The organism is Paenibacillus sp. SRL342 (assembly GCF_984798905.1).
Window position 1 is genome coordinate 6,672,965 of record NZ_OZ481790.1, and the last position, 13,142, is coordinate 6,686,106.

Sequence of the window (13,142 nt, forward strand, 5' to 3'; positions counted from 1 at the left end):
AGGATTTTTGATGGAATGCATCAGGAAGGCTGGAGTTCCCCACCATGAGAATCCTGCCTTCTTTTCTCTCCGTCCTTCTCCGAATCAGCCGATTTTTGTTCCGGCTCATGCTTCTCTTTCTTTGACTGGTCTCCCGATCTCTGTTGGGTGGATTCTTTTTTATCCTTTTTGCGAGGACGAAGAAAAAGGAACAGCACAATGGGGAACAGCGCTTCGAAAACAATGGCGATCCATGTCCATTCCCGGGTAAAACGATTAAGCTGAATCGCGTTTCGGAAGAACCAGAAAGCACATACGAATCCAACCAAGGCCACCGGGCCTGTCATCATCTTTCCCGACACTTTCGGAATCATCCGCTTCAGTCCCCAGCAGACAAAGTATAGATCAAATGCAATCTTCGTAATCATGGTTGGCATGGTTGCTGCTGCCAGCGCAAGGTCAAACCGGTCCAGAAAATCACTGATTTGCAGCTGCCTTGCCAGTTCATAGGATGGGTATACGAGTCTGGAAGCAATAGGGACTCCGATCGCAGTTATCGTCTCCACAAGGATAAGCATCATTAGGAGTGCAGAGATGATAATTCCCCATAGAACCGACTTGAAACGAAAATCACTACCCTTGATGACAAACGGCAATGCAATCATCTCTCCATAAAACGAAAATATGTACCAACTCCCCTTGCCTACTCCTGCAACATCAACATGAAAATACGGCATGAGATTATCCATATTTACCTGCTGAATAAGCATGAAAGGTATAATCAACGAGATCAGCAGAAACAGCATAACATACAATTCCGCCATTCCGATTAAGGAACCGAGTCCGCCTCGAACGATAAAGACGCCCATGACCACCAGAGATAATACAATGATGGAAATGGGTGTGTTCTCCAGTAGCGTTATACTTATATAGTCACCTGATAGTCGGATGTCTCTTGCAAACACGAAGAAAAAAAATAGAATGTACAGAAATCCCATTACTCTCCCCAAAAACGGGAATCGCTGAACAATGGATTCGAACAGATCCTGATTGGGAAATCGTCGCTGGACCCGACTTATTAACCATAGAGATATTATCATCACAAAAACAACGGGCACATACGAGAGATAAGCATGCTGCTCCGCGTAGAAAATGGCCTGAGCGTGGGGCTGAATCAGCGTACCTGTAATACTGAGTATCAGCACGAGCAGCACAACCTGCCGATGGGTCACACTCTGATTCATACAATACCTCCTTTCCGTCAGTTAATCTGCAATCTATGGTAAAGGTAAAAATCGCTGAATAACGTGGCTTATCCATACTGTGACATAAAGCGTTTTACTCAAGTGAGTGACATAGAACCAAATGACCGTTCCCAATGCAATCAGACCATAGGATATCCAGCGATTAATGGCTGCTGCCTGCTTCATATGTCTGAAATCCATCAAGATGACCACAATTGCCATGCCCAGATAGGTAAACAAAAGCGGTTTAATCATGTACGACCTCCTTCTCCACGACACCGATCGGTTTGTTGATCACTCCTACATTTTCAATAATGACATGGGGAATAACGGTTACCTCAACTTCAGGATAAATGACTTCCCATCGATCCTTCATCTTGTCCCATTCCGCCGGCAGGTGCTGATGGATAGATCGACCGATTCCAAGAATATCGGCACGATACTTCTGCTGGACCAATCGGATGCCTTCCTCAATATCTGACTTTATTTTCTTGTGGATGGCGTCATTTATCTTTAATATCTCATCCTCCCGCCGGTCACCGTAATTCGATTCGTTATCGACGATAACTCCCTTGGCGTATAATTGAATGTTTACCTTAACCTTGTCATTCTTGACACTGGGATGCAGCGAAGAATTGTTCTCGTTCAGTTTAATGAATATATCTCCTTCTCCCCCTGGAGCCTCGACCATAACCTCTGGTGCATTGGCCTCACCCATGGCCAGAATTAGTGCATCTGCTGGTGCTTTATCGATCATGCCTACCAGCTTGTCTTTCTTGAAAATGGCCAATCCATCCATCTTGATGTTCGTTTTGGGGTCCTTCCAGTTTTTGGGCACAGTGTCAACGACCGAAGCTATGGGCAGAAAAGGATCTACGCCTTCGCTAAGAATGGAATCTATAAACGTCTTGAGCGAGCGGGGATTTCGCATATTTAAAAAACACAATTCCCGTACCATCTCAGATGGAAATTTTTCTATGGGTGCATCAGTATCCATGACCTTATATGCTTCTCCTCTTGTCACAACCGGCAACGCTGAGAAACGATTGAGCGGATAACGTGTCATCAAATCCAGCATAGGGGCAACGCCCTCCCTCGCCAAATCCTCACCGATTAGCAGAGTACGCCGATGAGCGTAATATATTCTGCGTGAGAGCGCCTTTTGCCCTTCAAGAGATGTTCCGTGAAAGGTTTTGGCTGTATTGGACAATATGAACCAGGATTTATCACCACTTGTGCCCCCTCCTCCTCCTTCACTACCCGAAGAACCAGATTGTCCTGGAAGAGCAATCTGCAGACTGGATCTGTAGTTTTGTTCCTCCTTATCCACAGCGATACCAATTACAAAGGCAACATCATTTATTTCCTCTCGATCCCAGCAACCTGAAATGAGAGAGGTACATAACAACAGGGCTATAACTGCCCGGTATTTATACATAAATTGCATGGGTTTACCACCCTTCCTCTGCTTCGGGGGAACCATTGATCTTCTCATTCATCCGTTTATGGTTATCATGGACGGTAGATGGACGATTGATCATTTTCCACCACGGCACACGAATGAGAATATCCTTGGTATCCGTTTTGCTGTATGGGCTAAGACCCGACAGATAAGGCACACCAAATGAGGTCATCTGGGTCAGATGCACCGAAATCAGGACCAGACCGATCACGATGCCATACAGTCCGAACATGCCAGCCAGTAACATGATTGGAAAACGCAATAGACGAACGGTAATCGCAAAATTAAACCGCGGAATCGTAAAGGAAGCGATACCTGTCATGGATACGATAATAACCATTGGTGCAGATACAATCCCTGCCTGAACGGCTGCCTGCCCAATTACAAGCGCACCCAAGATACTGACGGCCTGCCCTACCGTTTTCGGTAACCTGACTCCTGCTTCACGAAGTGCCTCGAAGGAAAGCTCCATGATAAGAGCCTCTACCAGTGCCGGAAAAGGGATGGCTTCCCGCGCCCCGGCAATACTCAGTATCAAAGTGGTTGGCAGCATGTCCTGATGAAATGTTGTAATAGCGATGTAAAGCGCTGGCAGAAATAGAGCGATGGCTACGAACAAAAATCGAATCCAACGCACCAGATTACTGATGAAGAATCGTTCGTAATAATCCTCGCTGGCTTGCAGCATCTGCCACATTGTGACTGGAGCAATCAACGCAAAGGGAGTACCATCTACCATAATGGCAAACCGCCCTTCCAACAGATTGCCTGCTACCGTATCCGGACGCTCCGAGTAGTGCATTTGTGGAAAAGGAGAATACGGATGATCCTCAATTAACTCCTCGATATACCCACTCTCCAGGATGCCGTCGATTTTTATTTTTTCCAGACGTTTCTTGACATCCTGAATCGTTTTAGGATCAGCTATATCCTCCAGATAGGTTAGAACGATATCGGTCTTGGTATCTGTGCCAAGGGTCATACTCACGATCTTGAGAGAGGGTGTTTTCAGCTTGAACCGCAATAAGGCCGTATTTACACGGAGCGTCTCGGTAAATCCCTCCCGCGGTCCCCGAATCACGGATTCTGTCTGCGGTTCCTCCACACCACGTCTGACGCCGCCTTTGACATTGAACATCCAGGCTTCGCTACTTCCATCGACCACCAGAAGTGCGGAGGATGCCAGCACCCCTTCTGTCGCAGCAGCCCAGGTATCCACTCGCTTCACCTGTGTCAGCTCAACACGTGTATCATCCAAAGGAACATCAGGTTCATCTGTACGCTGCTGCACCAGCCCTCGAATAATCGGACGCAGCATGTGTTCCTGGATATCAGCCGAATTAACAATGCCTTCGATATAGACGAGAAGTCCTTTCACTTCAGGCGTAATCATGACGTTGCGAAAAACCACATCCGAGCAATCGGAGAATATCTCCTTCACCGCTTGAATCTGAGTTTCATGTACTGCACTAATCGGCTGCCGCAGAAAAGGCGGGGACGGCAGTCCCAAAGGGATATGTTTTTTTTCTGAAGTTCTTCCCGATTGCCGGGACTTGTCTTTACCAGATGTTTTGTCCGCCATATGCCGCCCCTCCGTTCTTGTTTTTATACAAGGTAGCTTGTGCCAGACAGCAGAGAATTATGTGGTCTTTTTTGCAAAATTACGATTAAATCCTCTGAGTTTTCAGACAGCAAAAAAGGCCTCTGTATTTAACAGAGACCTCTGGGATGTTCCAAGTTCTATCGTTACTTACACGTTAATCCGCAAAATAATCTTCAGGCACATAACGAATCTCCGACTTCGCATAGATGCTTAGCGTGTGACTCTCCCTATCGTACACAACCCGTTCACCATCTACGTAGTACCAGTGTTTCAAAAGGGGCTGATCCTTGCGTTGGACGAAGCGAAATACGTTCAGTTCCTGTCTAAGCTCCATAATCTGTTCCACCATCTGCTCGTCCAGACCCGTAACGGTAAATATGAAGCCTGTACCCTCCTGTTGGAACCGATAGGACAGGGAATCTGTTTTGCTATTAGCTAATCCTCGCCCGGTCACCGCATGTTTAACCATAAACCATTCCTGTTGCGCCATACGTGTATATCCTCCTTCATCTTGGAGTTCATTTCATCAGTCATCTACGGCAAATCAATAATCATATAGAACGTATCTTCGTTTCCTTGCAGTTCGATTGAATCCCGCTGTTCCACACGAGCCGTGTCGCCTTCGTTCAACAGGTACTCTCCATCCAATCCCAGCTTGCCTTCGATGGAGAAAATGTACATTCGGCGGCCTGCATCCTGATTAAAGGTTAACGTTTCGTCTTTGGCTAATCGGCCAAGGTAGATCGTCATATCCTGATGAATGGTCGCAACTCTTGGTCCCCCATCTGGGGATACAATCGGCACGAGTGCTCCTGCCAATGCCGCTGGATCAAATGATGTCGTCTCATAGGAGGGCTCCAACCCTTTGGTCTGTGGCATGAACCAGAGTTGAAGCAAACGTACTTCTTCGGTATCGGATGCATTATGTTCGGTATGAATCATGCCACTGCCTGCTGACATCCGCTGGATACCGCCAAAGCCTGTAACGGCTACATTCCCAAGGTTATCTTCATGTCGCAACTTGCCGTTCAGTACGATCGATACAATCTCCATATCACTATGCGGGTGAACTCCAAAACCGCGACCAGGCGCGATCACATCGTCGTTCGCTACCCGCATCGGTCCAAACGCCGTATTCTCCGGGTCTTGGTATTCTCCGAAAGAAAAGCTGTGACTACCACGGAGCCAGCCTCGATCGAAGCTGGAGCGGGCATCGGATGGAATGACGTTAATCATAAAATGCATCCTCCTTATTTTTTCTTAGTAGCATACTTATTCTCATTGTACCAAACCAAAGGCATGTCGTCCAAACAAGGTGAAACGGCTGTCGCAGTCCTCTCGCGGCTCAGCGTGTTTCATTCCGAAGAAATATAGATAAAGAATGGGCGAAATGATATACTTTCCTATATTTTAAAAAAAGTTCTCTACTGATCAGGCCGGTTCGCAAATCAATTCCCGAACCGGCCTGGCCAATAAAGAACCTCGTTACAGGACTAATCCTGCATTTCATTATTTGTAGCAATCGTTAGTCCATTCAAGCACTCACATTCTGGCGACCGTTCCCCTGTCTGGAGAACAGATAATCCACGGCCAGGAAGCGGCTTCCTGTGAAGAGCAGTGTCACGGAACCCGCCAGTAGCAGGTAATCTAACTCGGTACCACTCAGGAACGGCTCACCCACTTTGGCTGTAAACAGAACGCCAACCATCACGATGGCAAACAGGGCAGCAAACACACGTGTTCCCAGACCCAGAATCATCGCTGCACCACCTACCAACTCAATGATGGCTACAACGGATGCAAGAAATCCGGGAATACCAATACTTTCGAAAAAACCTACCGTACCGCTGATTCCACCTTCGAATTTACTCCAGCCGTGCAATACAAAGATCAAACCAATCATAATCCTTGAGAAAAGTAATCCAATCTCTACACTTTTATTATTCATGTTCATCTTCCTTTCTCATTATATTCGACTTCACTTTAGCCAAATTAATCTATCCGATCGACCAAACAAACAAGATAGACAGCAATAGAAAAACAGTAGCCGACATGAGAACAGCATAACGTGGCAACCTCAACGTCACGTCCTGTTCCGGGTCCAGCAGACGTGAAATTCGGACATTCACCGACGTATCCGCAAATGAGGATTGAACGGTCAGTTCTGTGGCCCCCCAAGGTTCAGGACAAGCGCGGAGCAGCTTGAGCAAAGCACTGCCAATGCCTGCCACATTGCCTGTACGCTCAATGGCCTCATTGTCTGCCAGAATTTCTCTAACGATATTGTAATGTTTCGAAGTATGCTTCAATACGGGAATATACGGCATCATGATTGCAAATACCGATAACAGTGTCGTTTTCAGTGGGTCACGGTGCCACAGATGATGGACTTCGTGGTACACCACTGCTGTCTCCTCTTCTGCATCCAGCATCGTCAGAAGCCCCGTGGAGAGTACGATGCAAGGTCTCCATAGACCAATTGTAAATGCAGCCGGAGAATGCTTGTCCACTACAATGAATCCTGGCTGTCCAAGATGGTGATACTTGGACTCCAGTTCGCGAGACAATGCACGCACCTCCATGGAGCGGAGCTTACGTACGGCTGCTCTGGTTTTCATCATACGCACCATTAGCAACCAACCTGTTCCCGCAAATGTCAGCAATACCAGTGCCAGCAGGAAATGTCCCACGGATAACCAACCCAGTCGACTCATCCAATGATTACAGAGCCAGAGCAGGTTAAACGGGATATCCCAGCCAAAAATTTTGTACATCGCGTACATGAACATCTGCATGAACACGAGTAACGGAATGCCAAACCCGACGGTAAACAAAAGTTTCGAGCGGGTCTTCCACATCTTAATCGGTATCCTTTTTCCATTGTTTGATCTTCTGTTCCAAGCGTTCAATCAGACCCGCATCTGCTTCATCCAGCGCATCCAGCATATGATTCAATGCCAAAGCTCCGAATTCATCCACCAACTCATGTGACAGTTCCTTGGATTGGTCGTTCATAAACTCCTCCTTACTCTGTACCGGTTGGTACAAAGATGTTCTGCCCTTTTGTGACTTTCCGAGAAGTCCCTTGTCTACGAGCCGGTTCATCACGGTCATGACTGTATTAAAATTGACGTCTTTGTCTTGTTCAAGTGCGGTCTGCACTTCACGGATGCTGCTGCCAGGACGAGCCCATAAAATGTCCATGATCTTGGCCTCCAGCGGACCGAAAAATCGGTTGAGCCCACGCTCACCCACTTTGAAATTGTGTATTCTCATTTTCTGACACCCCTCACACTACCCATTGTAGTGCCAACAAATGAGAAGTCAACCTCTATGTCAGCTATTTTATGTAAATGATTTGTAAATTTGTTTTCCATTGCAGTAAAAAAGGTTAAAGACCGGGAAATTCCGCACGTTCACGGTTTTCCCGGTCTTCAACGAATATCAGTCAGTATGATGTTGTGAGTATAAGTTCAAACTGCAATTTATTTTCCATCCTGTGACGGCATATGTGCAGAAATATCCACGCCGAGTCCATGAGCCAAACGTCCGCCAAGCTGTCCATCCGCCCGGAAGAAGTGGCACAGGGCACGCATTTGAATATCAACAGATACGCCCTTAAGGTCATTGATCAGATTATCCAGCAAATGCTGCTGCTCTACAGGAGTGAATGAACGGAAAAGCTCCCCTGCCTGCGTATAATCATCCGTCTTCTCGATTTTCTCTCTTGTAACGTGTCCTTGCAACGGAACCTGACTGTCCCGGTATGCCGGATCTTCCTGCGGGCTGTTCCCGGAACTGTTGGGTTCATAGTTCACCGGGGATGGGTCCTGATTCACATTCATGAGTCCATCACGCTGATGATTACGAACGGGTGCGTACGGGCAATTCACCGGAATTTGTAAATAGTTCGTTCCAAGCCGGTGCCGCTGTGTATCTGGGTAGGAGAATAGGCGTCCTTGCAGCAATTTGTCTTCGGAAGGCTCAATTCCAGGTACAACCGCACTAGGAGAAAACGCAGCCTGCTCCACTTCAGCAAAGAAGTTTTGCGGATTACGATTCAGGGTCATGGTTCCTACCGTATGGAACGGGAGTACATCCTCAGGCCAGGTCTTCGTAGGGTCGAGTGGATCAAAAGCAAAATCATCCATCTGTTCAGGCTTCATCAGTTGCACTTGAAGCTTCCACTGCGGGTATTGCCCGTTCTTGATATGTTCACGCAGATCACGGGTAGCATGGTTAAAGTCTTGGCCCTGTACTTCGGCAGCTTCCTGACGAGAGAAGCCTCGGACCCCTTGGGCAGACTCCCACTTATACTTCACATAGTGGACCTGTCCCTGTGCATTGATCCATTTGAAAGCATGTACGCCGAATCCATCCATCTCCCGATAACTTGCCGGTGTACCCAGGTCAGAGAATAACCAGGTCATCATATGGGTTGATTCCGGCGAGAGGGTCATAAAGTCCCAATAGCGAGCTGGGTCCTGAATGTTGGTATCCGGAGCTGGCTTCAGGGAGTGAACCATGTCAGGGAACTTTATCGCATCACGAATGAAGAAAACGGGCAGATGGTTGCCTACGATATCATAGTTGCCTTCACGTGTGTAGAATTTGACGGCGAATCCACGTGGATCTCTTGCGGTCTCTGGTGATCCCGTACCATGAATAACGGTCGAAAATCGCACCAGCACATCGGTCTCCGTACCCGGATCTTGCAGGAAGTCCGCTGTTGTATAAGCCTTCATACTTTGCTCCAGCGTGAATACACCATGAGCTCCGGCACCTCTCGCATGTACGACTCTTTCGGGAATACGTTCACGGTCAAAGTGGGCTATTTTCTCAATGAGATGGTAGTCTTCAAGCAGTGTTGGCCCTCTTCTGCCTGCTGTGCGAGAATTCTGGTTGTCACCTACAGGTGCTCCCTGATTCGTAGTCATACGTTCTGTCATCATGTCGTCCTCCTCTAATGGGTCTCACGGCTGTTATATATCTACTATTAAAATCATATTCGGCTTCGGTTTAAATATACATTTAGACTTGATCTAACTGTTAAATTGATTCTAACATGTCCCTCTCTGCTCTTGCATGAGGTTCACATGAGATTAAGATGAGGTTCTTCAACACTTCATGAATGAACTATGAACATGCTTTTAAGGAAGTGATCCGGATTTACTATATCCATTAGGCAAAAAAAAGCGGACTAATCCGCCAGGCGGTAGCCCACTCCTCTTACAGTGACAATATATTGCGGCGAAGATGCGTTATCGCCCAATTTTTTGCGCAAGCTTTTGATATGAACATCGACCACATTGCTTCCACCCGTAAAGTCCGTCTCCCAGATATCGCTGAGCATCTCCTCACGGGAAATGACTGCACCTTTGGCATCAATCAGCTTGAGTAACAGATCATATTCGGTCTTGGTTAGATGAATCCGGTTATTATCGCGCTGTACACTCATCCGTTCACGATCGAGCCACAGATCCTTAAATCCGATACGGTGCCCTTCCTCAGGCAAAAAACCACGGTTAGGCAGAGCAGGACTGTTGCCAATCATACGCTGCACCCGGTAAAGTGCTTCCTGCGGGCGTGCAGGCCACACCAGCAATTCCTCCTGAAGCATCGGTCCACTCGCACTGCCGATCATCTTCTCACCAACCAGATACAGACAAGGGGTTGTATGCTCAGCCTCACGATTCAATCGGCTGCTAATGCCGGCAAATGCATCGATCGTTCCGGCCACAGACAGGTCATAGATCAACAGATCAAAGACAAGACGCTCATGCAGATCCGGTTCCCAGCGATGAAAGACCAGTACATCAAAGCAGCTATCCGTTAAGGCTTTTACCAGTTCATGAACCTGCCCCGGCATCGGGCTGATCAGAATAACACGCCGTGTAACAGGACAATTGTCCACAAGGGGTGCCGAGTCGGACAAGGTTGGTTTAACCCTAAGGGGTAAACGGCGGCCAGGCAGTTTTATTTTTACTTGATCCGTTTGTTTCTGCATTCCCCGCAGACACCTCCAAAGACCACATGAGCATGATCGATTGCATATCCGGTTTCTTCAGCTACCTGTTTCATCCATTGTGGAGGGACCTCTGTCATTACCTCATCCACTTTGCCACACACTTCACACATAATGTGCTGATGATCATCCATACGGGCATCGTATCGGCTTGCTGTCTCTCCGAGTTTAAGTTCCCGTATCAATTCTTTGTCCGTCAGATAACGAAGAGAATTATACACCGTACCATAGGCAAGATTATATCCTTGTTCTACAAGTCGATTCATGACATCTGCAGCTGTCGGGTGATCCTCTGAATGGCGCACCACATCATATACCGCTTGCCGTTGTATCGTCAGATTTAAAGTTCTCACAACCATTTCTCCTTTATTATTGATCCATTTTATATGAAATCAGACACTGATCTTCTACTTATGATGGTCTTCCCAAAAAGAAGGAATACATTTTGATTTAGATTAAGTATAAATCTCATTGCATATTGAAGTCAATATCACCCTAACATCCTGTATATGCAAATAAAACATCTTTCCCAGCAATCCCCTCATAAATTTGGGATAATATGGTTCGCTACAGCACCACTTTTCAGATAAAATATAGGGATGTGCGTAAAAAGGGGGAATGTCGGTTGTTTAGCACTTTTTTCATTAATATCTGTGTCATGATTACGTTTATGTATGTGTCCGGGATCATCGCGAAGTTCTATAGTATCCGATTGCCTTTTCCCTCGTTACGTGTTCAGTTGATCGGCGGCTTATTATTCGGTATATATGGCACAGTACTCATGAACTATTCCTTCCCTTTGAACGAGACTACAATTGTAGATCTACGGCATCTGGCCATCGTTACCGCAGCGGTATATCTGGGAGGACTGGCTTCGATCGTTACGGGACTCATGATCTCGGTCCTTCGTATTCTGATGTTTGGCATATCATCCTCTGCCATAGATGCAGGATTTGTCATGACGCTGATCGGACTGTCCGGTGTATACTTCGCCTATGCTTCCTGGTCCAGACTGACCAAAATCATTACGATGAATCTGCTTGGCATTACGTTAATCTTTATCATCCTTATGTTGAACACGGACAGCATGAATTCATTAATGAAGATATATCCGTTACAAATGACCATTTCCTTTGCCGGTGGATTATTTATCTATTTCATCGCAGAATTCATCAATAAATCCAATGAAATGTTATTTCTATTGGAAAAGAGAGCATCTACCGATCATCTTACCAACCTGAGCAATCGACGACAGTTCGAAAAATCACTTCAACTGGAACTCCAGCGTGCGCGGGATTACCAACAGAAGCTTTCATTGCTTGCCATAGATATTGACCGATTCAAAAAGGTGAACGACACCTATGGTCATTCCGCTGGCGATGCGGTCCTGAAGCAACTTGGACAACTGCTCGTTGAGCATGCACGTTCTGCTGATATCGTATCACGAAACGGTGGGGAAGAATTCGCCATTCTCTTGCTCGACTGTGGACACCGTCAGGCCGTGGCTACCGCCGAATCTATACGACAGGCTGTAGAGAAATACCATTTTGCTCTACCCGACGGGCACACGACACGTCTAACCATCTCCATTGGTGTAGCCGTGTATCCCGATCATTGTGATGATCATGACGATGATGATTTCTTCGAACAGGCCGATCGCGCTTTATATGAAGCCAAAAATACAGGGCGTAACCGTGTGTGTGCCTTAACTTTTCGCTCCTTGCCTCTTACACTTTAAAGTAATATCTAACCGGTAAATAAACTAACTTTTCACCGTTCTCCCAAAAAAGGGATGTCTCGTTCGCCTATTCAGGCGCACAGGACATCCCTCTTTTTATGGATCATCACATATCATCTCAGCTTGTGTGCTGACAGGAGATCAAGCAAGGATGCTCTCAATCTCCTCGATAATAGCAGCATCCAGCTTCACGCCAGATGCAGCCGCGTTCTCTTTTACCTGCTCGGGACGACTCGCCCCTACAAGTGCACTGGATACATTGTTCTGGCGCAGAATCCAGGCAAGGGCCAGTTGGCCAACCTTCAGATCCAGCTTGTCCGCCACTTCAATCAGTTGACGAACTTTCCCGATACGATCCGCATTGATCTTTCCTTCGTCCCATCCTAGCTTGGCAGCACGGCTATTCTCTGGGATATCGGAAACGGACGTATATTTCCCGGTCAATAGACCTTGAGCAAGCGGGGAGTATACAACTTGTCCAATGCCTTTACGCTCGCCGAGCGGAATAATCTCATTTTCGATATAACGGTCAAACATATTGTACACCGGTTGATTGACCACGATATGATCGAGGAGCAGACGATCTGCTGTACCTAACGCATCTTCCATCTGAGCTGCAGTCCACTGGCTGACGCCTACATATAACACTTTGCCTTGACGTACAAGATCATCAAGAGCGCGGAGTGTTTCTTGGATTGGTGTTTCGGTATGATAACGATGACAGTAATAGATATCCACATATTCAACGCCCAGGCGCTTCAAGCTGGCTTCACATTGCTCCTTGATATGTTTGCGAGACAACCCCTGGTCATTCGGACCATCACCCATTTTGCCAAATACTTTGGTTGCAAGTACATAAGAGTCACGGGAGTACGCTTTGAGCGTCTGTCCAAGCAGTTCTTCTGCTGCACCCCGTTCATATACATTGGCAGTATCAAAAAAGTTAATGCCTTCATCAAATGCAGTTTCAATTGATTTCACCGCATTTTCACGTTCCACATACCCTCCGTACGTCAGCCAGCTTCCCAGGCTGATCTCGCTTACTTTCAGTCCGCTTCCACCTAATCTGCGATAATCCAATGTACATCCTC

14 protein-coding genes are annotated in these 13,142 nt (G+C 46.8%); 1 reads left to right on the plus strand and 13 read right to left on the minus strand.

Features of this window, described 5'->3' with window-relative positions; genetic code table 11:
- Positions 1-20 precede the first annotated feature (20 nt).
- The 12 genes from AC4E8D_RS29575 to AC4E8D_RS29630 all read right to left on the minus strand — a co-directional run bounded on the left by AC4E8D_RS29575 (position 21) and on the right by AC4E8D_RS29630 (position 10,666).
- Complete coding sequence (locus AC4E8D_RS29575) at positions 21-1,223, minus strand: GerAB/ArcD/ProY family transporter (protein WP_490205599.1); 1,203 nt, start codon at positions 1,221-1,223, stop codon at positions 21-23.
- Between the two features lie 33 nt (positions 1,224-1,256).
- Entirely contained in the window at positions 1,257-1,478 is a 222-nt protein-coding gene (locus AC4E8D_RS29580; RefSeq protein ID WP_221825544.1) for a hypothetical protein, read from the minus strand.
- The gene (locus tag AC4E8D_RS29585) at positions 1,471-2,670 is read right to left on the minus strand and encodes a Ger(x)C family spore germination protein (RefSeq protein WP_490205600.1); all 1,200 of its coding nucleotides are present in this window, start codon (positions 2,668-2,670) and stop codon (positions 1,471-1,473) included. The genes AC4E8D_RS29580 and AC4E8D_RS29585 overlap by 8 nt, the downstream gene beginning before the upstream one ends.
- Before the next feature lie 4 nt (positions 2,671-2,674).
- Positions 2,675-4,267: a spore germination protein gene (locus AC4E8D_RS29590; RefSeq protein WP_221825548.1), complete on the minus strand. Its 1,593-nt coding sequence runs from the start codon at positions 4,265-4,267 to the stop codon at positions 2,675-2,677.
- Positions 4,268-4,442: 175 nt separating this feature from the next.
- Entirely contained in the window at positions 4,443-4,778 is a 336-nt protein-coding gene (locus AC4E8D_RS29595) for a hypothetical protein (protein ID WP_076209715.1), read from the minus strand.
- Between the two features lie 44 nt (positions 4,779-4,822).
- On the minus strand, positions 4,823-5,524 hold the full coding sequence (locus tag AC4E8D_RS29600; protein ID WP_405130954.1) for a pirin family protein: 702 nt from the start codon (positions 5,522-5,524) through the stop codon (positions 4,823-4,825).
- 298 nt (positions 5,525-5,822) lie between these two features.
- Positions 5,823-6,236, minus strand: a complete 414-nt coding sequence (locus AC4E8D_RS29605) for a DoxX family protein (protein ID WP_221825551.1) — start codon at positions 6,234-6,236, stop codon at positions 5,823-5,825.
- Positions 6,237-6,285: 49 nt separating this feature from the next.
- Positions 6,286-7,146, minus strand: a complete 861-nt coding sequence (locus AC4E8D_RS29610; RefSeq protein ID WP_339180159.1) for a M56 family metallopeptidase — start codon at positions 7,144-7,146, stop codon at positions 6,286-6,288.
- 1 nt (position 7,147) lies between these two features.
- Positions 7,148-7,564, minus strand: coding sequence for a BlaI/MecI/CopY family transcriptional regulator (locus AC4E8D_RS29615; protein ID WP_221825553.1), 417 nt, complete (start codon positions 7,562-7,564; stop codon positions 7,148-7,150).
- Between the two features lie 209 nt (positions 7,565-7,773).
- Positions 7,774-9,237 (minus strand): catalase, encoded by a 1,464-nt coding sequence (locus AC4E8D_RS29620; protein ID WP_339185466.1) that lies wholly within the window; start codon positions 9,235-9,237, stop codon positions 7,774-7,776.
- 251 nt (positions 9,238-9,488) lie between these two features.
- Positions 9,489-10,295: a winged helix-turn-helix domain-containing protein gene (locus tag AC4E8D_RS29625; RefSeq protein ID WP_449004071.1), complete on the minus strand. Its 807-nt coding sequence runs from the start codon at positions 10,293-10,295 to the stop codon at positions 9,489-9,491.
- Positions 10,271-10,666: a Fur family transcriptional regulator gene (locus AC4E8D_RS29630; protein WP_036612807.1), complete on the minus strand. Its 396-nt coding sequence runs from the start codon at positions 10,664-10,666 to the stop codon at positions 10,271-10,273. Before AC4E8D_RS29630 ends, AC4E8D_RS29625 begins: the two co-directional genes overlap by 25 nt.
- A gap of 272 nt (positions 10,667-10,938) precedes the next feature.
- On the opposite strand from AC4E8D_RS29630, the gene AC4E8D_RS29635 reads away from it, so the two are divergent.
- Positions 10,939-12,051, plus strand: coding sequence for a GGDEF domain-containing protein (locus AC4E8D_RS29635; RefSeq protein WP_237177301.1), 1,113 nt, complete (start codon positions 10,939-10,941; stop codon positions 12,049-12,051).
- A gap of 141 nt (positions 12,052-12,192) precedes the next feature.
- Here AC4E8D_RS29635 and AC4E8D_RS29640 read toward each other — a convergent pair whose 3' ends face one another.
- Positions 12,193-13,131, minus strand: a complete 939-nt coding sequence (locus AC4E8D_RS29640) for an aldo/keto reductase family protein (protein WP_405130956.1) — start codon at positions 13,129-13,131, stop codon at positions 12,193-12,195.
- Between the last annotated feature and the right edge of the window lie 11 nt (positions 13,132-13,142).

Excerpts from the sequence above, each read along its gene's own strand:
- AC4E8D_RS29575 (WP_490205599.1), bottom strand. The coding sequence starts at position 1,223 with ATGAATCAGAGTGTGACCCATCGGCAGGTTGTGCTGCTCGTGCTGATA.
- AC4E8D_RS29580 (WP_221825544.1), bottom strand. The coding sequence starts at position 1,478 with ATGATTAAACCGCTTTTGTTTACCTATCTGGGCATGGCAATTGTGGTC.
- AC4E8D_RS29585 (WP_490205600.1), bottom strand. The coding sequence starts at position 2,670 with ATGCAATTTATGTATAAATACCGGGCAGTTATAGCCCTGTTGTTATGT.
- AC4E8D_RS29590 (WP_221825548.1), bottom strand. The coding sequence starts at position 4,267 with ATGGCGGACAAAACATCTGGTAAAGACAAGTCCCGGCAATCGGGAAGA.
- AC4E8D_RS29595 (WP_076209715.1), bottom strand. The coding sequence starts at position 4,778 with ATGGCGCAACAGGAATGGTTTATGGTTAAACATGCGGTGACCGGGCGA.
- AC4E8D_RS29600 (WP_405130954.1), bottom strand. The coding sequence starts at position 5,524 with ATGATTAACGTCATTCCATCCGATGCCCGCTCCAGCTTCGATCGAGGC.
- AC4E8D_RS29605 (WP_221825551.1), bottom strand. The coding sequence starts at position 6,236 with ATGAATAATAAAAGTGTAGAGATTGGATTACTTTTCTCAAGGATTATG.
- AC4E8D_RS29610 (WP_339180159.1), bottom strand. The coding sequence starts at position 7,146 with ATGTGGAAGACCCGCTCGAAACTTTTGTTTACCGTCGGGTTTGGCATT.
- AC4E8D_RS29615 (WP_221825553.1), bottom strand. The coding sequence starts at position 7,564 with ATGAGAATACACAATTTCAAAGTGGGTGAGCGTGGGCTCAACCGATTT.
- AC4E8D_RS29620 (WP_339185466.1), bottom strand. The coding sequence starts at position 9,237 with ATGACAGAACGTATGACTACGAATCAGGGAGCACCTGTAGGTGACAAC.
- AC4E8D_RS29625 (WP_449004071.1), bottom strand. The coding sequence starts at position 10,295 with ATGCAGAAACAAACGGATCAAGTAAAAATAAAACTGCCTGGCCGCCGT.